This is a genomic window from Streptacidiphilus sp. PAMC 29251, assembly GCF_054208735.2.
Genome location: NZ_CM135725.2, coordinates 1645040 through 1670106 on the forward strand (window position 1 = coordinate 1645040; position 25067 = coordinate 1670106).

Sequence of the window (25067 nt, forward strand, 5' to 3'; positions counted from 1 at the left end):
CTCAACCTGGTGAATGCGGGGTACGCACACACGCATGACCTTGAAACACCCCGCCGAAACGAACGGCGGCCAGCGCAGCCGCTTTGACCACCTGGCCGAACAGGCGTCCAACTTCACCAGTTCGGCCGCCTTCTTCCGCTGCTGCCTGATCCTGGTGCTGGGGGTGCTGGCGGTCCACGCCACCGGCCTGTCCACGGACACCAAACTGCTGGCCGGGGATGCGATGACCGCGGTCACCCTGCTGCTGCTCGCCCTGCTCAAGAACTCCGAACGGCGCTCGGAGCGGGCCGTTCAGCGGAAGCTGGACGCGATCGCCGCGTCCCTGCTCGAACTCCACGGAAGCCGGCAGGGATCGGCCAGCGAGGGGCTGGAAGCCGCCATCCGCATGGAGGAGGAGCTCTGACCAGCGGCGCCCGCCCGGCTCGGCCCCGACCACGTGCCCGCACTCAGCCGCGTGGCGGCAGCGTGGGACGGCGCGGGGCGGGCGGCCGCCATTCGATCATCATGATGGTGGCGTCGTCGGTCAGATTGCTGTCCTTGCTGGCCAGCAGGGCATGGACCAGACGTCGGAGCACCTCGGGCGCGGGCGCGCCGGCCGCGGTGGCCCGGATGACGTACTCGGCGAAGCGGTCGAGGCCGAACAGTTCGCCCTGCGCGCCCTTGGCCTCGATGACCCCGTCGGTGTAGAGCAGGACCCGGTCGCCCGGCTCCAGGGTGGTGGAGTGCGTGGCCCGGGGCTGCTTGAACAGGGTGCTCAGACCCATCGGCAGTTCCGAGGGACGGGTCAGGGCATCCGGGACCACGGTCTGGTGCCGGATCAGCAGGGGCGGCGGATGCCCGCAGTTGGACCACTCCAGCAGACCGGTGTCCAGCGCCAGGCGCAGCATGATGCCGGTGGCGTAGCGGTCCGGCAGCCACCGCGCCAGGGTCTCGTCGATGGTGGCGACCAGGTGGGGCAGGTCAGCGCCGTTGCGCCGGGCGTTGCGGCAGGCGGCCAGGGCCAGGGCGGAGGTCACCCCGGAGGCGAGGTCGTGGCCCATGGCGTCGACGACCGCCGCGTGCAGGACACCGTTGTTCAGGGAGTGGTCGAACGCGTCGCCGCCGAGGTCGTAGGCCGGTTCCAGCACCGCCGTCGACACCACCCGTTCGGTGGCCAGGGTCCGCGGGGGCAGAAACGCGCGCAGCATCTCCGCGGGCAGTGACATCGGCTCGGTACGGGTGCGGTCTCGCCCCCGCCGACCGGAAAGAGCAGGTTCTGTTGGACGTCGGCGAGATAGACGGTCGCCTCGCCGATCCCGAGCAGCTGGGTGTAGCGCTGCGCCATCGCGGTCACCTCGCCGGGGTCCAGGGTCCTGCCCGTGGTCAGAAACTCGTCCAGGAGGAGTTCCCCGGCGCTCAACGCGGTCGGATCTTGAGCCATGCCCCCACATCACCCCACCCGGCGGCGAATGTCGCGTCGGCGCGTAGCGGGGGACCCGTCCAGGTGCGGGCTTCGGCGTTCTGACCTAGCGTGGAGCATGAGCGGGAAGGTGTTGGTTCAAGTCCAGCCAGCTCCACTCATGGGGCTGTAGCTCAAGGCAGAGCGGCCCGCTCACCGGCTTCGGCCCCGTCCCTGCTGTCCGGGGACGGGGCCTTTCGCGTCGGCGCAGGCGTGACCCCTGGCCGCGTCCCGGCGTTGAACCCGGCATGGATTCACAGTTCGACGCCGCCTTCGAGACCCTCACCGCCGAGGTCATGGACACCCTGCCCGCAGACCGGTGGGCGGTGGCACGCATCGTGACCTGTCTGATCCAGGGCGATCCCTACCGCTGGCCGGCCACGGACCAGGGCGGCCTACGGGAGGCCCGTTTCGGCTGCTGCCGCATGCAGTACACCGTCTCCGGCAGCGCCGTCGAGATCCAGGGCATCGACTGGAGTGACGACCACCACGGGTGACCCAGGTGTAGGCGGTCCCGGCTGTGGATAGGCGAACAGTGTGCGTGTCCTCCCCCCGGATACGCACCGGTGCCCCGGGTCGCGTGGATGCGGGGCACCGCCCGTCCGGGGTCGAGGAGACGCCATGGACCCCAAGCCCGGGCTCTCCTTGCGCGCCGCAGTCCTGGGCGCCCCGGACGCAGGGGCGCCGGCCGCGGCGCAGACGCCAGCTGGGTAGCCCGGCACTCACCCCCCGGGTCAGGCCTGCTCCCCCGGGTCAGGCCTGCTCCCCCGGGCCGGGGCGCGCGGCGGAGCGGGCGTCGCGTCGCCCTTGGCGCAGCGCGATGTGGCGTCGGGTCAGCTCCGCCAGGGTCTCGCGCGGGGTACGTGGTTCGGGGCGCGGCGGGGTGTCGGCGGGGGTCCGGTCCGGGGCTGACGGCGGATGCTCGACCGGTGCGGGGTTCGCCGACACAGGGGCGGCGGCCGGCGCAGGCAGCTGGCCTGCGGCGCTGAGCGCGGTGGGCAGGTCCGGGTGCAGCCGCAGGACGGTGTCCAGGCCGGTCAGGGTCAGGCAGATCAGCAGCCCCGGTTGCGGCCGGGCCAGGTGCAGCGCCCCGCTGTGGGCCGCGGCCAGCAGGTGGGTGCGCAGCAGCACGTTGAGGCCGGTGGAGTCGGCGAACCCCAGCGCGGCGCAGTCCATGACCAGCACGGTCCGGCCCGTGCCGAGGATCTCGGTGGCGGCGTGCTCCAGCACCGCGGCGCAGTCCTGGTCCAGCTCGCCCACCGGGCGCAGCACCGCGGCAGCCCCCGGCAGGTGTTCGATCTCTACGTTCAGCACGCTTCCTGCCAACCGGTCTGGGACGAACGGAGGGCACCGGGCCGCTCCGGATCGAGGGGGCGCACGCAACCCTGGGCCCTGAGGACATGTTCCCGCAGGGCCCGGCCGTAAGCCTGGGTAGGCCTGGTGCCGTCCGCCAGGGCCCCGGAACAGGGCTCCGACCGGGCTCCGACCGGGCTCAGTGCAGCTGGAAGGCCTCGGCGAGCAGGTCCATCTGGCCGACGAGCAGCGTCCTCGCCCGGTGCCCCATGCCCGCGAACTGGCCGGAGACCTCCAGGTTGACGGTGCCGTGCAGCTGGGACCAGGCCAGCACCGTGCCGGCCAGCGCGGTGCCCGCTCGGGCGTGGTCCGGGGCCAGTCCGGTGCACTCCCGCAGCCACGCGGCGGCGGATTCGTCCTGGCGCACCCAGGCGTCCATCTCCTCCACCACCGGCTGCACCGCGGCTCCGGCCCGCCCCGCGGCGAAGAGCTTCACGAACGGGCTCAGCGCGGCGCGGGCGCGCAGCAGGGTGTCGGGCGGCGCCGCGTAGCCGGGCACCGGGGTGCCCTGGATCAGCAGGTAGCGATGCGGTTCGCCGGTGGCCCAGTCGAGGTACGCGCCGGCGAGCAGCTGCAGCCCGGCCCGCGGGCTGCCGTCGGCCAGCTCGGCGCCGACCCGCCCCATCGCCGCGCCGGCGTCGTCGTAGGCGTCCCGGATCAGGCTGTTGAGCAGGTCGTCGCGGTTGGTGAAGTACCGGTAGAGGGCCGGCCCGGAGAGTCCCACCGTTTTCGCGATGCGGGTGAGGGCGACCGACTGGGCTCCGCCCTCGGCCAGCTGCTGCAGCGCGACGTCCTTGATCTGTGCGCGGGTCTGCTCCCGGTAGCGGGCCCTGGGGTTCGGTGTCGCGTCCGGCATGGCGTCCTCTCGTGCGGCTGGGTCTCCGAAATCTTACAACACCTAGTGTTTGCGATACACACTCACAAGAGTTACGGTGTCTAACAGACGGCGCGCCACCGAAGGGCACGCCGCACCTGGTCCAACCGGGCCAGCCGACTGAGACGAGTCCGCCATGTCCACGAATTCGACCGACCTGCACGTCGTCCTCGGCGCCGGACCCGCCGGCACCGCGCTGGCCACCGAGCTCGCCCGCCGGGGGCACCCCGTGCGCCTGGTCGACCGCTCCGGCACCGGCGCCCCCATCACCGGCGTGGAGCGCCGTGCGGGCGACGCGAGCACCCTCGACGGAACCCTCGAAGCCATCGCCGGCGCCGCTGTCGTCTACCACTGCGTGAACGTGGCCTACCACCTGCAGACTGCGGCGATGCCCGGCATCCAGCGGGCCGTGCTGGGCGCGGTGGAGGCGGTCGGGGCGCGGCTGGTGGTGCTGGACACCCTCTACCCCTACGGCGAGACGCACGGCGAGGTGATGACCGAGGACACCCCGTGGCGGGCCGCCACCGCCAAGGGCCGGATGCGCGCCGAGCTCGACGAGAACTACCTGGCGGCCCACCGCGAGGGCCGCGCCTCGGTGGTGCTGGGGCGCTCGGCCGACTTCACCGGCCCCGGGGTGCTCAACTCGACCATGGGCGGGGCGGTCTTCCCCGGTGCGCTGACCGGGACCGAGGTGATGGCCCTGGGCGACATCGACCTGCCGCACAGCTTCACCAACATCCTCGACGTCGCGGCCGGGCTGGCCACCCTCGGCGAGCACCCCGAGGCGGACGGCCGGGTCTGGCACCTGCCGACCGCCCCCGCCGTCACCACCCGGCAGGTGCTGCAGATGATCGAGGACCGGGTGGGGCAGCCCCTGAAGACCGTCGTCCTGGACACACCGCGCCCCTTCGGGCCGTTCGACCAGCAATTCGTGGACGCCTACGCCGAGCTGTTCTACCAGCACACCGAGCCGCAGGTGATGGACTCCTCCGCCTTCGAGCAGGCCTTCGACGCGACGCCCACCGCCCTGGGCGACACCCTCGACGCGACCGTCGCGTGGTACCGCGCCCTGCTCGCCCAGCCGCAGCCCTGAACGGGCCGCGCCCACCTCGCCCGGCCCCGGCCCCGGGGACTCGTTTGGCGGCACCCAGCGGCTCTACGGGTGCGCCCGCGCCCATTGCTTGTTCCGATGGCTTCGAGCACGTCGCCGCAGTCACCGGACTGCGGTCACCGGACGAAGGAGAAGGCCGATGAGGCCGATAGCCCTGTCGCCGCAGGCCCGCCAGGACGCGTTGCACGCCATGGAGTCGGGCGGGGAGCTGGACGTCCTGGTGGTGGGGGGCGGTGTGGTCGGGGCGGGCTGCGCCCTGGACGCGGTGACCCGCGGGCTGAGCGTCGGCCTGGTGGAGGCCAGGGACTGGGCCAGCGGGACGTCCAGCCGCTCCAGCAAGCTGATCCACGGCGGGCTGCGCTACCTGGAGATGCTGGACTTCCGGCTGGTCCAGGAGGCGTTGAAGGAGCGGGGCCTGCTGATCCAGCGGCTGGCCCCGCACCTGGTGCACCCGGTGAAGTTCCTCTACCCGCTGAAGCACCGGGTGTGGGAGCGGCCCTATGTCGGCGCGGGGGTGCTGCTCTACGACACCATGGGCGTCACCTCGGGCAATGCCCGCGGCCTGCCGCACCACCGGCACCTGAGCCGGCGCCATGCCCTGCGCGAGGTGCCGGCCTTCAAGTCGGACGCCCTGGTCGGGGCGATCCAGTACTGGGACGCGCAGGTGGACGACGCCCGGCACACCATGATGATCACCCGCACCGCCGCCGCCTACGGCGCGCAGGTCGCCAACCGGACCCGGGTCGAGGGCTTCCTGCGGCAGGGCGAGCGGGTGACCGGGGCGCTGGTGGCCGATCTGGAGACCGGCCGCAGGTTCGAGGTCCACGCCAAGCAGGTGATCAACGCGACCGGGGTCTGGACCGACGACACCCAGGCGCTGGCCGACACCCGCGGCCAGTTCCACGTCCGGGCGTCCAAGGGGGTGCACATCATGGTGCCCAGGGACCGGGTGAACTCCCAGTCCGGGCTGATCCTGCGGACCGAGTCCAGCGTGCTGTTCGTGATCCCCTGGGGACGGCACTGGCTGATCGGCACCACCGACACCGACTGGGACCTGGACAAGCAGCACCCCGCGGTCAGCTCCCGCGACATCGACTTCCTGCTCGAACACGTCAACCGGGTGCTGGCGACCCCGCTCACCCGGGACGACGTCGAAGGCGTGTACGCCGGGCTCCGGCCGCTGCTGTCCGGGGACGCCGCCGAGACCAGCAAGCTCTCCCGCGAGCACCTGGTCGGCCACCCGGTCCCCGGGCTCGTGGTGGTGGCCGGCGGCAAGTACACCACCTACCGGGTGATGGCCAAGGACGCGGTGGACGAGGCGGTGCGCACCCTGGACGGCGTGGTCCCGGCCCCCTCGGTCACCGAGGACGTGCCGCTGGTCGGCGCGGACGGCTACCGCGCGCTGTGGAACCGGCGTCAGCAGCTGGCGCAGAGCTCCGGGCTGCATGTGGTCCGGATCGAACACCTGCTCAAGCGCTACGGGTCGCTGATCGACGAGGTGCTCGAGATCATCCGGGCCGCCCCCGAGCTGAGCGCGCCGCTGGCCGGGGCGGACGACTACCTGGAGGCCGAGGTGGTCTACGCGGCCACCCACGAGGGCGCCCGCCACCTGGACGACGTGCTCACCCGGCGCACCCGGGCCTCGATCGAGTCCTGGGACCGCGGCCTGGCCGCCGCCGAGCGGTCGGCGGCGCTGATGGCCGGGCCGCTGGGCTGGAACGAGGAGCAGGTCCGCAACGAGGTCGAGCACTACCGCAAGCGGGTGGAGGCCGAGCGCGACGCCCAGCAGCAGCCGGACGACCAGACCGCGGACGCCGCGAGGCTCGGCGCACCCGACATCCTCCCGCTGCACTGAGCCCTGCGCACCCGGCTGCCGCGCACCGGCTGCTCCGCACCGACCGCCTCCCGTACTCCCCCGTACTGAGAAGGGTCCACCCCCATGTCCTCGGCGCTCCCGCTAGCCCCCGCACCGCCGCCCAGCGCGTCCCGCCGACTGCTCGGCGAGATGGTGGCGGAGTTCGTCGGCACGATGATCCTGATCCTGTTCGGTGTGGGCGTGGTCGCCCAGGTCAGCGGGGCCGCGCTCGGCGGCCACGACAGCATCGCCTGGGCCTGGGGCCTGGGCGTGACCCTGGGCGTCTATGTCGCCGCCCGGATGTCCGGCGCCCACCTCAACCCGGCGGTGACGCTCGCCCTGGCCGCCTTCCGCGGCTTCTCCTGGGCGAAGGTCGCCCCCTACGCGCTGGCGCAGACGGCGGGCGCGTTCGTCGCCGCGCTGCTGGTGCGCTGGAACTACACCGAGGTCCTGGCCAAGGCGGACCCGGGCCACACCCTGAAGACCCAGGGCGTCTTCTCCACCCTGCCGGGCAACGGCACCTTCCCGGTCAGCGAGTGGGGGGCGCTGCGCGACCAGATCATCGGCACGGCCATCCTGCTGCTGGTCATCATGGCCCTGACCGATGTGCTGAACACGGCCCCCAAGGCCAATATGGGCGGCCTGATCACCGGCCTGCTGGTGGTGGCGATCGGCATGTCCTTCGGTACCGACGCCGGCTACGCCATCAACCCGGCCCGCGACTTCGGCCCCCGGCTGGCGAGCTTCATCACCGGCTACCACGGTGCCTGGCGCGACCAGTACGGGGAACTGTACTTCTGGGTCCCCATCGTGGGGCCGCTGATCGGCGGTCTGATCGGGGCCGGCGCCTACCAGTTCCTGATCGCCCGCTTCCTGCCCGCCCAGGATCCCCCGTCCGGGCGGGTCCTGACCGACGACGAGTGACTCCCCCGACCCACCGACACCCCGCAACGACCACCACCCGTGGAAGGCAGCCGACATGGCGGACTACGTCGCCGCGATCGACCAGGGCACCACCAGCACCCGGTTCATGATCTTCGATCATGACGGGAACGAAGTCGCCATCCAGCAGATGGAACACGAGCAGATCCTGCCGAAGTCGGGCTGGGTCGAGCACAACCCGGTCGAGATCTGGGAGCGCACCCGCTCGGTCATCGCCACCGGGCTCAACCGGTCCCGCCTGGGCGCCGGCGACCTGGCCGCGCTCGGCATCACCAACCAGCGCGAGACCACCGTGGTGTGGAACCGGAAGACCGGCCGACCGTACTACAACGCCATCGTCTGGCAGGACACCCGCACCGACCGCATCGCCAGCGCGCTGGAGCGGGAGGGCAAGGGCGACGTCATCCGCGCCAAGGCCGGACTGCCGCCCGCCACCTACTTCGCCGCGGGCAAGATCCAGTGGATCCTGGAGAACGTGGACGGCGTCCGCAAGGACGCCGAGCGCGGCGACGCGATCTTCGGCACGGTCGACACCTGGGTGCTGTGGAACCTCACCGGCGGCGTCCGCGGCGGCGTCCACGTCACCGACGTCACCAATGCCTCCCGCACCATGCTGATGGACCTGCGGACGCTGGACTGGGACGACGAGCTGCTGTCCTTCTTCAACATCCCGCGCGCGATGCTGCCCACCATCAAGCCGTCCAACGCGCCCGAGGGGTACGGGGAGTCGCCGGACGCCAGCCCGCTGGCGGGCATCCCGATCAGCGGGATCCTCGGCGACCAGCACGCCGCCACCGTCGGACAGGTCTGCTTCGCGCCGGGCGAGGCCAAGAACACCTACGGCACCGGCAACTTCATGCTGCTCAACACCGGCAGCGAACCGGTGCGCTCCCAGCACGGCCTGCTCACCACGGTCGCCTACCAGTTCGACGGCCAGGACCCGGTCTACGCCCTGGAGGGGTCGATCGCGGTGACCGGCTCGGCCGTGCAGTGGCTGCGCGACCAGCTGCACATCATCAGCAACGCCGGCGAGAGCGAGACCCTGGCCCGCAAGGTCGAGGACTCGGCCGGGGTGTACTTCGTGCCGGCCTTCTCCGGTCTCTTCGCGCCCTACTGGCGCTCGGACGCGCGCGGCGCGATCGTCGGGCTCGCCCGTTTCCACAACGACGCGCACATCGCCCGGGCCACCCTGGAGGCCATCTGCTACCAGAGCCGGGACGTGGTCGAGGCCATGGTCAAGGACTCCGGGGTGGAGCTGGCGGTGCTCAAGGTCGACGGCGGGGTGACCGCCAACGGCCTGTGCATGCAGACCCAGGCCGATGTGCTGGGGGTACCGGTGATCCGGCCCAAGGTCGCCGAGACCACCGCGCTCGGCGCCGCCTACGCGGCGGGGCTGGCCGTGGGGTTCTGGCGGGACACCGAGGAGCTGAAGGCCAACTGGAACCAGGCCCAGCGCTGGGAGCCGCAGTGGGACCAGGCCACCCGCGACTCCGGCTACAAGGGCTGGCAGAAGGCCATCGAGCGCACCCTGAACTGGGCCGACGTGGAGTAGGCCGACGCGGGCCGGGCCGCCGCGACCCGGCCGTCGCGGGCCGGGCCCGGCCCCGACGCGGGCCGGGCTCAGCCGCCGAGGAACTCCAGCAGCACCGGGGCGAGCGCCTCCGGTGCGACCTGGTGGGTCTGGCCCGGCAGCAGCCGGTGCCGGCCGTCGGGCGCAGCCTGCGCCGCAGCGCGCCCGGCCTCGCCCATCTCCCCCGATCCGTCCCCGCCGGTGGCGACCAGGACCGGCACCCGCACCTGGGCCAGCCGGTCCACCGGCACCAGACAGTCGCCCAGGATCTCGAAGTCATAGGCCAGCGTGGGCGCCACCGCCTCCATCCCGCCCCACCAGGGCGCCCGGCGCATGCCGTCGACGGCCTGCTGCGGCATGCCGGTGCCGACCAGGAAGTGTGCGACCGCGTCCCCGTTCCGGCCGGCCGCCAGCAGCTCCCGCAGTTCCACGGCGTGCTTGAGCCGGTCGGGCACGCCCGCCTCATCCAGCGTGAACGGCAGCTCGTAGGCCGCCACCCGGGTCACCGGCAGGCCGGCGGCCGCCGCCTCCAGCGCCAGGGCCCCGCCGGAGGACATGCCGAACAGGGCGGCGCTGCCGCCCAGCGCCGCGATCAGGGCGGCGAGGTCCTCGACCTCGCGGGCGACCGTGTAGGGCCGGGTGTCCCCGCTGGCGCCGCGTCCGCGGCGGTCGTAGGTGACCGCGGTGAAGCGCTCGGCCAGGAGGGCGGCGAGCGGCGCGTCGGCGGCCCCGGTGCAGGTGGCGCCGGAGACGATGACCACGACAGGACCCGCGCCGACCTGCTGATAGGCGATCACGGTGCCGTCACTGGAGACCACGGAGTGCTCAGGATTCGTCGCGTTCATGGTGTTCATGCTCAGGGAGACTCCCCCGGGCCGCAGAACTCATCGGTGCGGCGCAGCGGATCCGGGACCAATGGCCCCTGTCACAGCCCCACCAGGCCCTGCGCTTCCCCCGGCCCGCGAACCAGGATGGCACTGACCCGCGACGCCACCGCCCCTCCCCGTCACCTGCCCACAAGGAGCCCCGAGCCATGGACGCACCCGTATCCGCACCCGCACCCGTACTGGACCCGGACCTGCTGAACGCCATGGACGGCTACTGGCGGGCGGCGAACTACCTGTCGGTGGGCCAGCTCTACCTCTACGACAACCCGCTGCTGAAGCGGGAGCTGAAGCTGACCGACATCAAGCCGCTGATCGTCGGCCACTGGGGCACCACCCCGGGGCAGAACTTCATCTACGTCCATCTGAACCGGGTGATCAAGAAGTACGACCTGGACATGTTCTATGTGGCCGGCCCCGGCCACGGCGGTCCGGCCCTGGTCGGCCACACCTACCTGGAGGGCTCCTACAGCGAGGTCTACCCCGACGTCAGCCAGGACGAGGCCGGGATGAAGAAGCTGTTCACCCAGTTCTCCTTCCCCGGCGGCATCTCCAGCCACGTGGCCCCCAGCACGCCAGGATCCATCCACGAGGGCGGAGAGCTGGGCTACTCGCTCAGCCATGCCTTCGGCGCCGTGTTCGACAACCCCGAGCTGGTCGTGGCCTGCGTGGTCGGCGACGGCGAGGCCGAGACCGGGCCGCTGGCCACCGCCTGGCACTCCACCAAGTTCCTCAACGCCGCCGCCGACGGCGCGGTGCTGCCGATCCTGCACCTCAACGGGTACAAGATCAGCAACCCCACCATCCTGGCCCGGATCAGCGAGGAGGAGCTGGAGCAGTTCTTCCGCGGCTGCGGCTGGGAGCCCCTGTTCGTCTCCGGAGACGAGCCGGAGGCCATGCACCAGCTGATGGCCGCCGCCCTGGACCGCGCCGTCGAGAGCATCCACGGCATCCAGGAGCACGCCCGCAGCACCGGTGACAGCACCCGGCCCCGCTGGCCCATGATCGTGCTGCGCTCCCCCAAGGGCTGGACCGGCCCCGTCGAGGTCGACGGCCTGCCGAACGAGGGCACCTTCCGCTCGCACCAGGTCCCGCTGCTGGTCGACGCCGACCACCCGGGCCACCTGGGCCAGCTGGAGCAGTGGATGCGCAGCTACCGCCCCGAGGAGCTGTTCGACGCCGACGGCGCACTCGTGCCCGAACTCGCCGAGCTGGCCCCCAAGGGCGACCGCCGGATGGGCGCCAATCTGCACACCAACGGCGGCCAGCTGCTCAAGGACCTGCGGATGCCGGACTTCCGCTCCCACGCCGTGGACGTCCCCGCCCCCGGCGCGGTGCAGGCCCAGGACACCCTGGTGCTGGGCGGCTTCCTGCGCGATGTGACCGCGCTCAACGAGGACCACCGCAACTTCCGGCTGTTCGGCCCGGACGAAACCGTGTCCAACTTCCTCAGCCCGGTCTTCGAGGTGACCAGCCGGCAGTGGCAGGGCGAGACGGTCGAGGGGGACGAGTTCCTGGCCCCGCAGGGCCGGGTGCTGGACTCGATGCTCAGCGAGCACCAGTGCCAGGGCTGGCTGGAGGGGTATCTGCTGACCGGCCGGCACGGCCTGTTCAACTGCTACGAGGCCTTCATCCACATCGTCGACTCCATGTTCAACCAGCATGCCAAGTGGCTCAAGATCACCAAGAAGCTGCCCTGGCGCCGCGACATCGCCTCGCTGAACTACCTGCTCACCTCGCACGTCTGGCAGCAGGACCACAACGGCTTCACCCACCAGGATCCCGGCTTCCTGGACCATGTGGTCAACAAGAAGGCCGACGTGGTCCGGGTCTACCTGCCGCCGGACGCCAACTGCCTGCTCTCGGTGATGGACCACTGCCTCCGCAGCCGCAACTACGTCAATGTGGTGGTGGCCGGCAAGCGCGCCATGCCGCAGTGGCTGCCGATGGAGGCCGCCGCGGTGCACTGCGCCGAGGGCGCCGGGATCTGGCAGTGGGCCAGCAACGACGAGGGAACCGAGCCCGACGTGGTGCTCGCCTGCGCCGGCGACACCCCCACCCTGGAGGTGCTGGCCGCGGTCTCGATCCTGCGCGAGCACCTGCCGCAGCTCAAGGTCCGGGTGGTCAATGTGGTGGACCTGATGAAACTGCAGCCGGAGACCGAGCACCCGCACGGGCTCAGCGACGCCGACTACGACTCGCTGTTCACCCGGGACAAGCACATCGTCTTCGCCTTCCACGGCTACCCCTGGCTGATCCACCGGCTCACCTACGCCCGCACCAACCGCAATCTGCATGTGCGCGGCTACAACGAGGAGGGCACCATCACCACCGCCTTCGACATGCGCGTGCAGAACCGGCTGGACCGGTTCCACCTGGTCATGGACGTGATCGACCGGGTCCCGCAGATCGGCGCCAGCGGCGACCACCTCAAGCAGCAGATGCAGGACAAGCTGGTCGAGCACACCCGCTACATCGGCATCCACGGCCAGGACCTCCCCGAGATCCGCGACTGGGTCTGGACCACCGGAACGACCGGCTGATGGACCCGCAGCAGCTCCCGGCGCCCGCGACAAAACAGGCAGTGGGTCGAAAAGGGCCGGTCGGCCCTGTGCCCGCGGGGACGCCGGGGGCCATGCTGGCAGGGCACCGGGCCGTACGCCCCGCCCGGCGCCCGGCAACGCACCCTCTGCGAGGAACCCCATGATCCAGGTCTTTCTGCTGGACGACCACGAGGTGGTCCGACGCGGGGTACGCGACCTGCTGGAGGCCGAGGACGGCATCACCGTCGTCGGCGAGGCGGGTACCTGCGCCCAGGCCCTGGTCCGGATCCCGGCCCTGCGCCCCCAGGTCGCCGTGCTCGACATGCGGCTGCCGGACGGCGACGGCGTCACCGTCTGCCGGGAGCTGCGCTCGCGGATGCCGGAACTCGCCTGCCTGATCCTGACCTCGTTCGACGACGACGACGCCCTGCTCGACTCGATCATGGCCGGCGCGGCCGGCTATGTGCTGAAGCAGATCAAGGGCTCCGACCTGGTCGCCGCGGTCCGCACGGTCGCCTCGGGACAGTCGATGCTGGACCCGGCCACCACCGGACGGCTGATGGACAGCCTGCGCCGGCAGCAGGACCCGGCCCCGGAGACCGACCCGCTGCTGGCCCAGCTCACCGAACGCGAACTGGGCATCCTGAACCTGATCGGCGACGGCATGACCAACCGGCAGATCGGCCAGAGCCTCTTCCTCGCCGAGAAGACCGTCAAGAACCACATCTCCCGCATCCTCGCCAAGCTCGGCGTCGAACGCCGGATCCAGGCCGCCATGCTGATCGGCAAAGAACCAGGGGCAGGGGTCATGAGCGCGGGGGCGCGGCTCATGAGCGCCACCCTGTCGCCGCGGCATCTCGACACGGCGCGGCTGGAGCAGATCCTCACCGCCGCCGGGGCCGCGCCGTCCATCCACAACTCCCAGCCGTGGCGCTACCGGCTCCGTCCCGGCACGCTCACCCTGGAGGTCAGGGCCGTCCCCGAACGTGCCCTGCGGGCGATCGACCCGACCGGGCGGGCCCTGCACCTGTCGGTGGGAGCAGCCGTGTTCAATCTGCGCGCGGCCGCCCGGCACTTCGGCTGGCAGGCCATGGTGCGGCTGCTGCCGGACCTGTCCGAGCCGCAGTTACTGGCCCAGATCAGGTTCGCCGACACCCGGCGGTCCGGATCCGGTGCGGGACCTGACCTCTTCGACGCGATCTGGCGCCGGCACAGCAGCCGACAGCCCTACGGGCCCCGTCCGGTCGCCACCGCGACCGTCTCCGAACTGTTTGAGGCCGCCCAGGTGGAGGGCGCCAGGCTGGTGCGGCCCGATCCGGCCGAGACCCGGCGGATGCTGGCGCTGACCGCCGAGGCCGAACGACGTACCGGCGCCGATCCGCTGCGCCGGGAGGAGAGCCGCCGCTGGATCGGCCGGCACCAGGGCGACCACTTCGGCGTCCCGCTCGCCGCGGCCGGCCCCCGGGACAGCTCCGGACAGCTCCCGATGCGGGACTTCAACGCCGGGGCGGCGCTGCCGAGCGCCCGCTTCGAGGCGCATCCGCTGGTCCTGGCCCTGGCCACCGCCCATGACCGCCGGGTGGACTGGCTGCGCGCCGGGCAGGCCATGCAGCACATGCTGCTGCTGGCCACCGCGCACCAGGTCCGCAGCTCGCTGCTGCACCAGGCGATGGAGTGGCCCGACCTGCGCCGCTCGCTGAGCGGTCCGCACGGCCGGCTCGGCCATGTGCAGATGCTGATCCGCCTCGGCCACGGCCCCGAGGGAGCCGCCAGCCCCCGGCAGCTCCCCTCCGCCCTACTGGAAGCCCCGGTTCCCGCCTCTGCCTGAGCGGTCAGCTGCGCTTGATGGGGATCTGCCAGACCAGCAGGGTGCCGCCCTGGGGGCCGGGGCCGATGGAGAAGGTGCCGCCGCACTGGTCGGCGCGTTCGGCGAGGTTGGCCAGGCCGCTGCGGCGGACGCCGTCGCCGAGGCCGACGCCGTCGTCGACCACGGTCAGGGTCAGGTCGGCGCGGGAGGCAGCGACGGTCACCTCGACCGCCCGGGCCCGGGCGTGCCGGACCACATTGCTCAGGGCCTCGCCCAGCACCGCCAGCAGCGCCTCCATCGACTGGGCCGGCACCTCAGTGTCCAGCAGGCCCTCCATCCGCAGCGCCGGGGTGAAGCCGAGGGTGGCGACCGAGCGCTCCACCGCGTCCACGATCCGGGCCCGCAGGCCGTGGCCGCTGGGTCCGCCGTCCCGGGAGCGCAGCCCGAAGATGGTCGAGCGGATGATCTTCACGGTGGCGTCCAGGTCGTCCACGGCGCGGTGCACCCGCTCCAGGGCCTCCGGATGGTCGATGAAGCGCTCGGCGCTCTGCAGCGTCATCCCGGTCGCGAACAGCCGCTGGATCGCCAGGTCGTGCAGGTCGCGGGCGATCCGGTCGCGGTCCTCCAGCAGGGTGATCTGCTCGGTGTCGCTGCGCCGCGCGGACAGTTCCAACGCCAGCGCGGCCTGTCCGGCGAAGCCCAGCAGCGGTCCGGCGTCCTCGGCGGTGAACTCCGCGGCCCCCTCCTCGCGCGCCAGCATCAGCACGCCGCGCACCCCGCCCTCGACCGTTCCCATCCGCACCGCGACCGCGGGGCCGAGCCCCTGCCAGCGCGGCGGTCCCGCGGTGATCCGCGGGTCCTTGTTGACGTCGGCGCTGATGATCGGCTCCCCGGAGCGCAGCCCGGCCCCGACGAAGGAGCCCTCGGCGGGCAGCACCAGTCCGCGGTGGCCCTCGGCGCCCTCGCCGACCGCCAGCTCCACCACCAGCTCCCGCGCACCGAAGGGCAGCGCGATCACCGCCAGGTCCGCCCCGGCGATCTCCCGGGCCCGTTCCACCACCTGCAGCAGCACCTCGCCCTGGGGGCTGCCGGAGAGCAGGCTGCTGGTCACCTCGGCGCTGGCCGTCAGCCAGCGCTCGCGCTGCCGGGCCCGGCTGTGCAGCCGGGCGTTGTCGATCGCGACTCCGGCCGCCACCGCCAGGGTGGCCAGCACCGACTCGTCCTCCGTCCCGAACTCGCCGCCGCCCTGCTTCTCGGTGAGGTAGATGTTCCCGTAGGCCTCGCCGCGCACCCGGATCGGCACGCCCAGGAAGGAGTGCATCGGCGGGTGGTTCGCCGGGAAGCCGTAGGAGGCCGGGTGCTCGGACAGCTCCGGCAGCCGCAGCGGCTCCGGGTGGCGGATCAGCTCGCCCAGCAGCCCGTGCCCCTGCGGCATCGGCCCGATCGCAGCCACCTGCGCCTCGTCGAAGCCCACCGTGATGAACTGGGACAGCCGCTGCCCCTCGCCGATCACGCCCAGGGCCCCGTACCTGGCGTCGACCAGCGCCACCGCGGACTCCACGATGTGCCGCAGCACCTGGTCCAGCTCCAGCTCGCGGCCGACCGCCAGCACGGCCTCCAGCAGGCCGTGCACCCGGTCCCGGGCGTCTCGGGCCAGCTCCAAGCGGGTCCGGAGCTCCTCCACCGAACGGTCCGGATCACGCGCGCTCTGTTCGACCTCTGTTGCGCCGGTCATCCAAACCTCCCTAGGGACTGCTGCCCGACCGTCGCCACTGGCTCCGGAAACGGGTGCAGTGACCCCCTACCCTGCCCTGGTCGGCCCACCCAGGACCGGCGGGGGCCCGGGTCCGGACCGGGGGCGGGCCCGGTCAGCGTCGCAGCAGGTCAGCGCTGGAGCAAGTTGCCCGGGTCCTGGTAGACCGCATCCAGGGCCAGGTAGGCGCCGCCGCGGGCCGCCGCGGTGAAGCCGAGGTTGGAGAGCATGATCTCGCAGCCGCCCGCGTTCGGCGCCATCACCGTGGCGTGCACCGTGCGCCTGACCTTGTCGATCAGGTACTGCCCGAAGAAGGCGAAGTGCCCGCCCAGCACCAGCAGTTGCGGGTTGAGCACGTCCAGCAGCAGGGCGATCCCCGGGCCGAGGGCGGTGGCGATGGAGTCCAGCGCGTCCAGGGTGCGGGTGTCCCCGGCCCGGGCCCTGCGCAGCAGTTCGGCCAGCCGCTGTTCCACGTCCACGGACGGGTCGCAGACCGGGTCGTCCGGGTCGGCGGCGGCGCGCAGCAGGGCGGCCAGGCCGACCTGGGTCTCCCAGCAGCCGCGGCGGCCGCAGGCGCAGAGATAACCGCCGGGGTCAAGCGGCAGGTGGCCGACCTCGCCCGCGTGTCCGGCCGTGCCGCGCAGCAGCTGGCCGCCGGCGATGATGCCCGCGCCGACCCCGATCTCACCGGTGAGGTAGAGCAGGTCGTGCACGTCGGGGGCCGAGCCGGTCAGGTACTCCGCGATCGCACCGAGCTTGGCGTCGTTCTCCAGGTGCACCGGCAGGGTGTCCGGGCCGAGCCGGCGGACCAGCCCGGCCAGGGCGTCCACCTCGCGCCAGCCGATGTTGGAGGCGTAGCTGACCTGCCCGCGCTGCATGTCGATGACGCCGGGGGTGGCCAGGGTGACGCCGATGGTGCGGACGCCGTCGGCGCGCAGGGTGTCGACGGTGCGGCGGACGATCCCGGCGATCTCGTCCAAGACCGCCTCGGCCCCCGCGGCCCGTACGTCGAAGGCGACCCGGCGTTCGGCGGTGACCGTGCCGCGCAGGTCGAGCGCCAGCACGCTCAGGTAGTCGACGTTGATCTCCGCGCCGATCCCGCAGACGGTGCTGCCGTCGATCTCCACGGCCAGTCCCGGACGGCCGACCGCGCCCTCCCGCTCGGCCTCGCCCTCCCGGGCCAGGCCGCTCTCGACCAGTTCGTTGACCAGGCTGGAGATGGTGGCCTTGGGCAGCCCGGTGTCGGTGGCGATCCTGGCGCGCGACCGCGGGCCCTCGTCCCGCAGCAGCCGCAGCACCAGACCGAGGTTGCCGCGCCGGATCGAGGAGCGGTCGCTGACCCGGAGCGGGCCGGACATGGCCAACTCCCTGGCGCCGGTGCCGCGCAGATCAGCTTTCACGGTTCGATCCTCCCTGCTGCGTCCGTATCTGTTCAACCTGTTGACATCCACGAGGTTAGTTCGAACAATAGCCGAACTAATAGCCCTTGGGGAGTCCGGGGACGGGCCCGGTCGCAGACATCCTGCGGCCGGGGTGACGGAAAGAGGCACACGGTGACGATGCGACCTGGCATGCGTTCAGTCAGACGCTCGGTGCGGACAGTTGCTCTGGCCACGATGGTGGTCGCCGCCGCGGCGGGCTGCTCGTCGAGCGGTTCGAGCAGCCCGGCCAAGGCGGGCAGCACCGGTTCGGGACCGGTGAAGCTGGCGTTCTGGGGCTGGGCCCCGGGCTACGACAAGTCGGTGGCGCTGTGGAACAAGGCCCACCCCGACATCCAGGTGTCCTTCGACACCACCGCGTCCGGTTCCAAGGGCGGCTACACCAAGATGCTGACGGCGGTTCAGGCCGGCAACGCCCCCTGTCTGGCCGAGGTCGGCTACGAGACGCTGCCCAGCTTCGCCGCGGCCGGCGCGCTGCAGGACGTCAGCTCGTACGCCGGGGCGGCCAAGAGCCAGTTCGCCGACTGGACCTGGAACCAGGTCACCATCGGCGGCAAGACCTACGGCATCCCGGTCGACACCGCCCCGATGGCGCTGCTCTACCGCAAGGACCTGTTCACCAAGTACGGCATCACCAAGCCCCCGGCCACCTGGGACGAGTACGCCGCGGACGCCGCCCTGGTGCACAAGGCCGACCCCAGCGTCTACCTCGGCGACTTCGGCAACGACTCCTACAACTACGCGGGCCTGGCCTGGCAGGCGGGCGCCAAGTGGTTCGGCACCGCCGACAGCACCTGGCAGGTGTCCGTCGACAGCGCCGCGAACCAGAAGGTGGCGACCTTCTGGCAGGGCCTGCTCGACAAGAAGCTGCTGAAGACCGACCCGAGTTACGACCCCTCGCTCTACGCCGACATGGCCAAGGGGAAGATCCTCTCCGACGTCAACGCGGTCTGGGACACCCCGATCCTCGCCAGCAGCGTCAAGGCCACCTCCGGCAAGTGGGCGGTCGCGCCGATGCCGGTCTGGGACGCGGCGAACCCGGTCTACGGCAATGACGGCGGCTCCTCCACCGCCGTGCTCAAGGGCTGTGCCCATCCCAAGGAGGCCACCGCGTTCGCCCAGTGGATGAGCACCGACCCGGCCAGCCTCAGCAACCTGATCAAGGTGGCCGGCATCTACCCGGCCGCCACCGCGGGCCTGTCCAACCCGGCGCTCAGCGCTCCCGACCCCTTCTACGGCGGCCAGACCGTCTTCGACGTGTTCAAGGCCGAGACCCCGCGCATCGACACCAGCTGGCAGTGGGGCCCGACCATGACCCAGGCCAGCACCGACCTCGGCGACGGCCTCGGCCAGGCCGAGACCGGCGGCGCCAAGCTCGGCGCGGTGCTGACGACCGTGCAGACCAAGACCGTGGCCCAGATGAAGCAGCAGGGGCTCACGGTCTCCGGAGGTGCGCAGGGATGACCACCGCCCCGCTCGGGCGGCCGGGAACCGCGGGCCGGGCGGCGGCCCGGCCCGCACCCCCGCCGCAGCGCCCACCACGGCACCTGCGCCGGCGCGGCCGTACCGTCGCCCTGTTCCTCGGCCCGTTCCTGCTGCTCTTCGCCACCATGTACCTGGCGCCCATCGGCTACACGATCTACCAGAGCTTCTTCCGGATGCACCGGGACGGGCTCGGTCTGACCGCGCCCACCCGGGTCTTCGCCGGGCTGTCCAACTACAGCACCGCGCTGGGCGATCCGGCCTTCCGCGGCTCGCTGCTGCGGGTGCTGCTGATCGGCCTGGTGCAGGTGCCGCTGATGCTGCTGCTGGCGCTGGGCCTCGCCCTGCTGCTCGACGCGCGGAGCACCCTGTTCAAGCGCTTCTTCCGGCTCGCCTTCTTCCTGCCGTACGCCCTGCCCGGGGTGGTCGGCGCCATCATGTGGTCCTACCTGGTCGCCCCCGGGCTCAGCCCGATCACCGCCGCGGCGCACCACCTCGGCCTGAGCCTGGACCTGACCTCGGACGCCATGCTGGCCCCCACCATCGGCAACATGCTGACCTGGGGCTGGACCGGCTACAACATGCTGATCATCTACTCCGCGCTGCAGGCCATCCCGGCCGAGCTGAGCGAGGCGGCCACCATGGACGGCTGCTCCGCCTGGGGCGTCGCCTGGCGGATCAAGGTGCCGCTGGTCCGGCCGGCCCTCGTGCTGACCACGGTGTTCTCCATCATCGGCACCGCCCAGCTCTACAACGAGCCGACCATTCTGCACAATGTCGCGCCCAACCTCAGCAGCGCCTACACCCCGATCCTGGCCGCCTACGGCCAGGTCGACGCCAACAACTTCAACGCCGCAGCCGCCGAGTCGGTGCTGCTCGCGGCGCTCGCCTTCGCCCTCTCCTTCGGCTTCCTGCGCATCGTCCAACGGCGGGGAGCCGCGCTGTGACCACCGCACCCACCGTCCGCACGCCCCGCTCCCCCGCCGCCGAGCGCCCGGTCGGCCCGCCGGTCGGACGGCCCCGGCCGCACGCCCCGCGCGGGGCCCGCTGGATCACGCTGGCCGTGATGATCCCCGCCGCGGTCTACTTCCTGACCCCGGTCTGGTGGCTGCTGGTCGCCTCCACCAAGACCAGCTCCGGACTGTTCACCGGCAACGGCTTCTGGTTCGGGCACGTCGTGCTGCTGGACAACCTGCGCGAGGTGTTCACCCGGCAGGGCGGGATCTACACCACCTGGCTGCTCAACAGCGCCCTCTACGCGGTCGGCGGGGCGGCCGTCAGCACCCTGGTCGCCGCGCTGGCCGGCTACGCCCTGGCCAAGTACTCCTTCCGCGGGCGGGAGTTGACCTTCAATGTGGTGCTGGCCGCGGTGCTGGTGCCGCAGCCGCTGCTGGCGATCCCGCTCTATCTGATGTTCTCTCAGGCGCACCTGGTCAACACCTACTGGGCGGTGCTGCTGCCCAATATGGTCAGCCCGTTCGGCGTCTATCTGAGCCGGATCTACGCCGCCGCCTCGGTCCCGGACGAACTGATCGAGGCCGGACGGATCGACGGGGCCGGAGAGATCCGGATCTTCGCGGCGATCGCGCTGCGGGTGATGTCCCCGGCGCTGGTCACCGTCTTCCTGTTCCAGTTCGTCGCGATCTGGACCAACTACCTGCTGCCGGTGCTGATGCTGGCCAACGACCGGCTCCAGCCGGTCACCGTGGGCATCGTCGGCTGGCAGTCGCAACGCGGCATCGGCCCGTCCGCGGTGCCGTTCAACATCGTGATCACCGCGGCCATGGTCTCCGCGATCCCGCTGGTCGTGCTCTTCCTCTCGCTCCAGCGCTTCTGGCGCTCGGGCCTGACCGCGGGCAGCGCGCGATGACCGGCCGACCCCGCCCCCAGCCACCCAGGAGTACATCTGTGCAGGCCAGGTACCATCTGCGGTTCCAGATCCACCCCACCCCCAACGCCGCGGCGGACGCCGCCGAGCTCGCCAAGTTCTGCGCGGACGCCGACGTCCAGGAAGTGGTGCTGCTGCTGCACGCCGAGGAGTTGTACTCCGGGCACCCGGAAGGCGCGGAGCAGGACCGCTGGTTCGACTGCGCCCGGACGGCCACCGAGGTGCTCCGCAACGCGGGTCTCGAGGTCAGCCTCAACCCCTGGGTGACCGCGGGACACGCGGACCGGGGCCGGACCGACCGGCTCGGCTTCACCCCGATGGTCGGGCCGACCGGGGTGACCGCCCGCTCCCAGGCCTCGTTCGCCTGCCCGCGCTGGCGCGACTGGATCGTCGGCTACTACGGCCGCTTCGCCGAACTCCTGCCCCGGGTCCTGTGGTTGGAGGACGACTTCCGCTACCACAACCACGCCCCGCTGGGCTGGGGCGGCTTCGAGCAGCCGATGCTGGACCGGTTGCACTCCCTCCTGCAGCAGTCCGGCTCCGACGAGCCGGTCACCCGCGAGGCGGTGGTCGCCGCCGTCACCGCGCCCGGGCCGCCGCACCCCTGGCGGGCGCTGCTGCAACAGGTCTGGCGCACCGCGCAGTTGGAGATCGCCGAGCTGATCGCCGCCGAGGTGGCCCGCCGTTCCGGCGGACGCAGTCGGCTCGGGCTGATGAGCTCCCAACTCGGCGTGGCCTCGGCCGAGGGACGGGACTGGCCCGCCCTCTTCGAGGCCCTCGCGGTGGAAGGACGCACGGTCCACCGTCCGCACTTCGCCCGCTACACCGACGGCCCCGGGCGGGAGTTGAGCTTCTCGGTGTGGATGCTGGAGCAGCAGCGGGCGCTGCGCGGCCCCTGGGTCGAGAGCGAGCCCGAGATCGAGAACTGGCCGCACACCGCCTGGTCCAAGTCCGACACCCAGACCTGGTCGGAGCTGGTCACCGCACAACTGGCCGGCTCGGACGCGCTGCTGCTCAATCTGCACCCGATGCAGGCCGGCCGGGCCGAGCGCTTCCCCGGGGTGCACGACCTGCTGATCCGCTCCCGTCCGGCGCTGGACTGGGTCGCCGAACGGCAGCCGCGGGACGCCCCGTCCGAGGGCGTCGGCCTGCCGTTCGCCACCGACAGCGCCGCGCATGTGCGCACCGGACGCGGCGGGGATCTGGACGAGCTGGCCGTCGATCCCGGCCCGGCCGCGGACTTCCTGCTGCGCTACGGCGTCCCGGTCACCGCCACCGGCGCCGGGACCGCCCCGGTGCGTGCGGTATTCGGGCAGACCGCCTGGTCCTTCGGCACGGACGAGCTGCGCGGCATGCTGGCCGACGGCCTGCTGCTGGACGGTGCGGCAGCCGCCGTGCTGGCCGAACGCGGCCTGGGCGAGCTGATCGGGGTCCGGGTGACCGGGATCGTCGACCGGGACGAACAGGTCGACCCGGGGCCCTACGCCGTGGAGCAGGTGCTGTCAGGCGGGGCGGTGCTGAGTATCAACAACCAGCCCGCCGTTGCTCGGCTCGAGCCCCTGCCCGGAGCGGTCGTCTGGAGCCGGATCCTCACCTCGGGCCTGGAGTACTGGGGCGTCGGCCGGTGCGGATTCACCAACGCCCTCGGCGGCCGGGTCGCCGTCCTGGCGGCGACGGCGCCGGACGCGCTGCCCTACGACGACGACGGCCAGCAGTTGCTGCATGCCGCGATCCGCTTCCTGGAGGGACCACACCCACGACTGCCGCTGGTCAGCGGCGGTCCGCATCTCATCCCGCAACTGACCCGCACCCCGCGCGGGAGCCGGCTCGCCGTCGTCAACGGCAGCGCCGACCCTGCCCGGGTCCGCATCGACCTGCCCGGGCCGCCGCGTTCCGCGCTGGCCACCCTGCTCGCCCCCCTCACGTCACCGCGCCCGGTCCCGGCCTTCGGGACAGCCGGGCGGGTGGAGGTCCGCCATGAACTGCCGCACCACGGCTGGCTGGTCCTCGAGTACTGACACACCGTCCGGCACTCCTCCAACCCCCACATTCGGAGGCTCACCGTGTCACCTCTCACCCGTCGTACCTTTCTGGGCTCAGCGGCCGCCCTGGGCGCGGCCCTCGGCATCGAGGCCCTGCCGGGCTCCACTCCCAGGGCCGCCGCCGCGACCGGGACCATCACGGACGTGAAGCACGTGGTGGTGCTGATGCAGGAGAACCGCAGCTTCGACCACTACTTCGGCGCGCTCAAGGGCGTGCGCGGCTTCGGCGACCGGGCCGCCGTGCAACTGTCGGGCGGCTACTCGGTGTTCAACCAGCCCAATGGCTCCGGGCGGCAGTACCCCTGGCAGTTGAGCAGCACCGCACCCGCCTCCGGGCAGACCCCCGAGACCCTGGCCCAGTGCGACGGATCACTGGACCACTCCTGGTCCACCCAGCACACCGCCTGGAACAACGGGAAGCTGGACGCCTGGATCGCCGCCAAGGGCTCCACCCGCACCATGGGCTATCTGACCCGCTCGGACATCCCGTTCCACTACGCGCTGGCGGACGCGTACACCGTCTGCGACGCTTACCACTGCTCGATCCTGTCGGCCACCGGTCCCAACCGCACCTATCTGTGGGGTGGTTCGATCGACCCGGCCGGCAAGGCGGGCGGTCCGGCCTACGACGGCGGCGACGAGTCCGGGCTGAGCTGGCAGACCTATGCCGAATCACTGCAGAACGCCGGGGTGAGCTGGAAGGTCTACCAGAACGCGAGCGACAACTTCGGCGACAACGGCCTGGCCTACTTCACCCAGTTCGCCAACGCCGCCACCAGCAGCCCGCTGTACCAGCGCGGCATGGCCTCGGTCCCGGCCGTGACCGGCTCCACCCCGGACGACATCGCCGCCGCGATCAAGGCCGACGCCCTGGCCGGCACCCTGCCCCAGGTCTCCTGGATCGTCGCCAACCAGGCCTTCTCCGAACACCCCGACGCCCCGCCCAACGACGGCGCACACTTCGTCAACCAGGTCATCCAGGCCCTGGCCGCCAGCAGCACCGTCCTGGACTCCACCGTGCTGTTCCTCAACTACGACGAGAACGACGGCTTCTTCGACCACGTCCCGCCGCCCGTCGCCCCCGCGGGCACCACGGACGAGTCCTACAGCGGCCAGCCGATCGGCCTGGGCTTCCGGGTCCCGATGGTCGTGGTCTCACCCTGGACCCGCGGCGGCTGGGTCAACTCCCAGGTCTTCGACCACACCTCGGTCATCCGCTTCCTGGAGACCTGGACCACCGCCCTGGGCACCCCCGCCACCTGTTCGGCCATCAGCGCCTGGCGCCGCAAGGTCTGCGGCGACCTCACCAGCGCCTTCGACTTCGCCAACCCGGTGCACGGACTGCCCGCACTACCCGCCACCAGCACCGTCATCGGCCAGGCCAGCTGCGATCCACTGCCCAACCCCGGCCCGACCAGCAACGTCCTGCCGGTGCAGGAGCCCGGCAGCAAGCCGGCCCGGGCCCTGCCCTACCAGCCGAACGGCTTCGTGGACCACCTGGAGTTCGACAGCGCCGGCAAAACGCTGCTCTGGATCAAGATGGCGAACCAGGGCGCCCAGGCCACCAGCGCCGCCCACTTCGCCGTCTACGCCAACGCCGACCGCACCGGCGGCCCCTGGCAGTACACCGTCGACCCCGGCGGCACCGCCACCGACTACTTCAACGTCGGCAGCGGCTACGGCAACGGAAAATACGACCTCACCCTGATCGGCCCCAACCGCTTCCTGCGCCGCTTCACCGGCAACACCACGGCGGCAGGCAAGTCGGTCGAGGCCAGCACCAGCTACGCCACCGCCCCCGACACCGGGCAGACGGCGCTGTACTTCCACCTGGCCAACAGCTCAGCCAGCAGTGTGACCTTCACCGTCACCTCGACCGACTACCGCGCCGACGGCCCCTGGACCTACCGGGTCGCCGCCGGGAGCACCGCGGCGCCCTACTTCAACGCCGTGGCCGCCCAGAACGGCTGGTACGACTTCACGGTCACCGTCAGCAGCGACGCCTCCTGGAGCCGCCGCTGCACCGGCCACATCGAGACCGGCAACCCCAGCACCACCGGCTGACCAGCACCGACGCCCTCTCCTT

The 25067-nt window shown here is 71.9% G+C and carries 18 protein-coding genes and 2 pseudogenes; 14 read left to right on the forward strand and 6 right to left on the reverse strand.

The annotated features are described in order from the left end of the window. The first annotated feature begins 34 nt into the window (after positions 1 to 34). Positions 35 to 403 (forward strand): low affinity iron permease family protein, encoded by a 369-nt coding sequence (locus tag ACXKR8_RS07880; protein ID WP_458272172.1) that lies wholly within the window; start codon positions 35 to 37, stop codon positions 401 to 403. Positions 404 to 446: 43 nt separating this feature from the next. Here the strand turns inward: ACXKR8_RS07880 and ACXKR8_RS07885 are convergent, their stop codons facing one another. Next, positions 447 to 1205, reverse strand: a complete 759-nt coding sequence (locus ACXKR8_RS07885) for a PP2C family protein-serine/threonine phosphatase (RefSeq protein ID WP_458272173.1) — start codon at positions 1203 to 1205, stop codon at positions 447 to 449. A gap of 481 nt (positions 1206 to 1686) precedes the next feature. Here ACXKR8_RS07885 and ACXKR8_RS07890 point away from each other — a divergent pair, with 481 nt between their 5' ends. Continuing rightward, positions 1687 to 1935 carry a hypothetical protein gene (locus ACXKR8_RS07890; RefSeq protein WP_458272174.1) on the forward strand — a complete coding sequence of 83 codons (249 nt, stop codon included), beginning with the start codon at positions 1687 to 1689 and terminating at the stop codon, positions 1933 to 1935. A 256-nt stretch (positions 1936 to 2191) separates the two neighbouring features. On the opposite strand, the gene ACXKR8_RS07895 is transcribed toward ACXKR8_RS07890, so the two are convergent. After that, positions 2192 to 2752: an STAS domain-containing protein gene (locus ACXKR8_RS07895; RefSeq protein ID WP_458272175.1), complete on the reverse strand. Its 561-nt coding sequence runs from the start codon at positions 2750 to 2752 to the stop codon at positions 2192 to 2194. A gap of 178 nt (positions 2753 to 2930) precedes the next feature. Continuing rightward, the gene (locus ACXKR8_RS07900; protein WP_458272176.1) at positions 2931 to 3647 is read right to left on the reverse strand and encodes a TetR/AcrR family transcriptional regulator; all 717 of its coding nucleotides are present in this window, start codon (positions 3645 to 3647) and stop codon (positions 2931 to 2933) included. Positions 3648 to 3801: 154 nt separating this feature from the next. Here ACXKR8_RS07900 and ACXKR8_RS07905 point away from each other — a divergent pair, with 154 nt between their 5' ends. The 4 genes from ACXKR8_RS07905 (at position 3802) to glpK (ending at position 9125) form a co-directional block, all read left to right on the forward strand. Then, on the forward strand, positions 3802 to 4758 hold the full coding sequence (locus tag ACXKR8_RS07905) for an NAD-dependent epimerase/dehydratase family protein (RefSeq protein ID WP_458272177.1): 957 nt from the start codon (positions 3802 to 3804) through the stop codon (positions 4756 to 4758). A 157-nt stretch (positions 4759 to 4915) separates the two neighbouring features. Then, positions 4916 to 6631, forward strand: coding sequence for a glycerol-3-phosphate dehydrogenase/oxidase (locus ACXKR8_RS07910; protein ID WP_458272178.1), 1716 nt, complete (start codon positions 4916 to 4918; stop codon positions 6629 to 6631). An 84-nt stretch (positions 6632 to 6715) separates the two neighbouring features. Continuing rightward, complete coding sequence (locus tag ACXKR8_RS07915) at positions 6716 to 7555, forward strand: MIP/aquaporin family protein (RefSeq protein ID WP_458272179.1); 840 nt, start codon at positions 6716 to 6718, stop codon at positions 7553 to 7555. 55 nt (positions 7556 to 7610) lie between these two features. After that, positions 7611 to 9125: a glycerol kinase GlpK gene (gene glpK, locus ACXKR8_RS07920; protein WP_458272180.1), complete on the forward strand. Its 1515-nt coding sequence runs from the start codon at positions 7611 to 7613 to the stop codon at positions 9123 to 9125. Positions 9126 to 9193: 68 nt separating this feature from the next. On the opposite strand, the gene ACXKR8_RS07925 is transcribed toward glpK, so the two are convergent. Then, the gene (locus ACXKR8_RS07925) at positions 9194 to 9988 is read right to left on the reverse strand and encodes an alpha/beta fold hydrolase (RefSeq protein ID WP_462100395.1); all 795 of its coding nucleotides are present in this window, start codon (positions 9986 to 9988) and stop codon (positions 9194 to 9196) included. A gap of 188 nt (positions 9989 to 10176) precedes the next feature. Between ACXKR8_RS07925 and ACXKR8_RS07930 the strand changes: the two genes are divergently transcribed. The 3 genes and pseudogenes from ACXKR8_RS07930 to ACXKR8_RS07940 form a co-directional block, all read left to right on the forward strand. Then, the gene (locus tag ACXKR8_RS07930) at positions 10177 to 12570 is read left to right on the forward strand and encodes a phosphoketolase family protein (RefSeq protein WP_458272182.1); all 2394 of its coding nucleotides are present in this window, start codon (positions 10177 to 10179) and stop codon (positions 12568 to 12570) included. A gap of 160 nt (positions 12571 to 12730) precedes the next feature. After that, positions 12731 to 13351, forward strand: a pseudogene (locus ACXKR8_RS07935) (response regulator); the annotation flags it as partial. Positions 13352 to 13462: 111 nt separating this feature from the next. Then, a pseudogene (locus ACXKR8_RS07940) lies at positions 13463 to 14398 on the forward strand (Acg family FMN-binding oxidoreductase); the annotation flags it as partial. A 4-nt stretch (positions 14399 to 14402) separates the two neighbouring features. On the opposite strand, the gene ACXKR8_RS07945 reads toward ACXKR8_RS07940, so the two are convergent. Beyond that, entirely contained in the window at positions 14403 to 16112 is a 1710-nt protein-coding gene (locus ACXKR8_RS07945) for a sensor histidine kinase (protein ID WP_458272185.1), read from the reverse strand. A gap of 149 nt (positions 16113 to 16261) precedes the next feature. Then, a complete protein-coding gene (locus ACXKR8_RS07950) occupies positions 16262 to 17530 on the reverse strand; it encodes an ROK family protein (RefSeq protein ID WP_458272186.1) in 1269 nt (422 codons plus the stop codon). A 171-nt stretch (positions 17531 to 17701) separates the two neighbouring features. Between ACXKR8_RS07950 and ACXKR8_RS07955 the strand changes: the two genes are divergently transcribed. Genes ACXKR8_RS07955 through ACXKR8_RS07975 form a run of 5 tightly spaced genes read left to right on the forward strand, consistent with a single transcriptional unit; the run spans position 17702 to position 25045 of the window. Next, positions 17702 to 19033 (forward strand): ABC transporter substrate-binding protein, encoded by a 1332-nt coding sequence (locus ACXKR8_RS07955; protein WP_458272187.1) that lies wholly within the window; start codon positions 17702 to 17704, stop codon positions 19031 to 19033. Further along, positions 19030 to 19998, forward strand: a complete 969-nt coding sequence (locus ACXKR8_RS07960; protein ID WP_458272188.1) for a carbohydrate ABC transporter permease — start codon at positions 19030 to 19032, stop codon at positions 19996 to 19998. The genes ACXKR8_RS07955 and ACXKR8_RS07960 overlap by 4 nt, the downstream gene beginning before the upstream one ends. Further along, positions 19995 to 20921 carry a carbohydrate ABC transporter permease gene (locus ACXKR8_RS07965; RefSeq protein WP_458272189.1) on the forward strand — a complete coding sequence of 309 codons (927 nt, stop codon included), beginning with the start codon at positions 19995 to 19997 and terminating at the stop codon, positions 20919 to 20921. The genes ACXKR8_RS07960 and ACXKR8_RS07965 overlap by 4 nt, the downstream gene beginning before the upstream one ends. A gap of 38 nt (positions 20922 to 20959) precedes the next feature. Continuing rightward, positions 20960 to 22957 (forward strand): hypothetical protein, encoded by a 1998-nt coding sequence (locus tag ACXKR8_RS07970; RefSeq protein WP_458272190.1) that lies wholly within the window; start codon positions 20960 to 20962, stop codon positions 22955 to 22957. A 45-nt stretch (positions 22958 to 23002) separates the two neighbouring features. Then, complete coding sequence (locus tag ACXKR8_RS07975; protein ID WP_458272191.1) at positions 23003 to 25045, forward strand: phosphocholine-specific phospholipase C; 2043 nt, start codon at positions 23003 to 23005, stop codon at positions 25043 to 25045. Positions 25046 to 25067: the final 22 nt, after the last annotated feature.

Coding starts and splice junctions, on each gene's coding strand:
- ACXKR8_RS07905 (WP_458272177.1), top strand. CDS start 3,802: ATGTCCACGAATTCGACCGACCTGCACGTCGTCCTCGGCGCCGGACCC.
- ACXKR8_RS07900 (WP_458272176.1), bottom strand. CDS start 3,647: ATGCCGGACGCGACACCGAACCCCAGGGCCCGCTACCGGGAGCAGACC.
- glpK (WP_458272180.1), top strand. CDS start 7,611: ATGGCGGACTACGTCGCCGCGATCGACCAGGGCACCACCAGCACCCGG.
- ACXKR8_RS07880 (WP_458272172.1), top strand. CDS start 35: ATGACCTTGAAACACCCCGCCGAAACGAACGGCGGCCAGCGCAGCCGC.
- ACXKR8_RS07925 (WP_462100395.1), bottom strand. CDS start 9,988: ATGAACGCGACGAATCCTGAGCACTCCGTGGTCTCCAGTGACGGCACC.
- ACXKR8_RS07910 (WP_458272178.1), top strand. CDS start 4,916: ATGAGGCCGATAGCCCTGTCGCCGCAGGCCCGCCAGGACGCGTTGCAC.
- ACXKR8_RS07885 (WP_458272173.1), bottom strand. CDS start 1,205: ATGTCACTGCCCGCGGAGATGCTGCGCGCGTTTCTGCCCCCGCGGACC.
- ACXKR8_RS07955 (WP_458272187.1), top strand. CDS start 17,702: ATGCGTTCAGTCAGACGCTCGGTGCGGACAGTTGCTCTGGCCACGATG.
- ACXKR8_RS07915 (WP_458272179.1), top strand. CDS start 6,716: ATGTCCTCGGCGCTCCCGCTAGCCCCCGCACCGCCGCCCAGCGCGTCC.
- ACXKR8_RS07960 (WP_458272188.1), top strand. CDS start 19,030: ATGACCACCGCCCCGCTCGGGCGGCCGGGAACCGCGGGCCGGGCGGCG.
- ACXKR8_RS07890 (WP_458272174.1), top strand. CDS start 1,687: ATGGATTCACAGTTCGACGCCGCCTTCGAGACCCTCACCGCCGAGGTC.
- ACXKR8_RS07930 (WP_458272182.1), top strand. CDS start 10,177: ATGGACGCACCCGTATCCGCACCCGCACCCGTACTGGACCCGGACCTG.
- ACXKR8_RS07945 (WP_458272185.1), bottom strand. CDS start 16,112: ATGACCGGCGCAACAGAGGTCGAACAGAGCGCGCGTGATCCGGACCGT.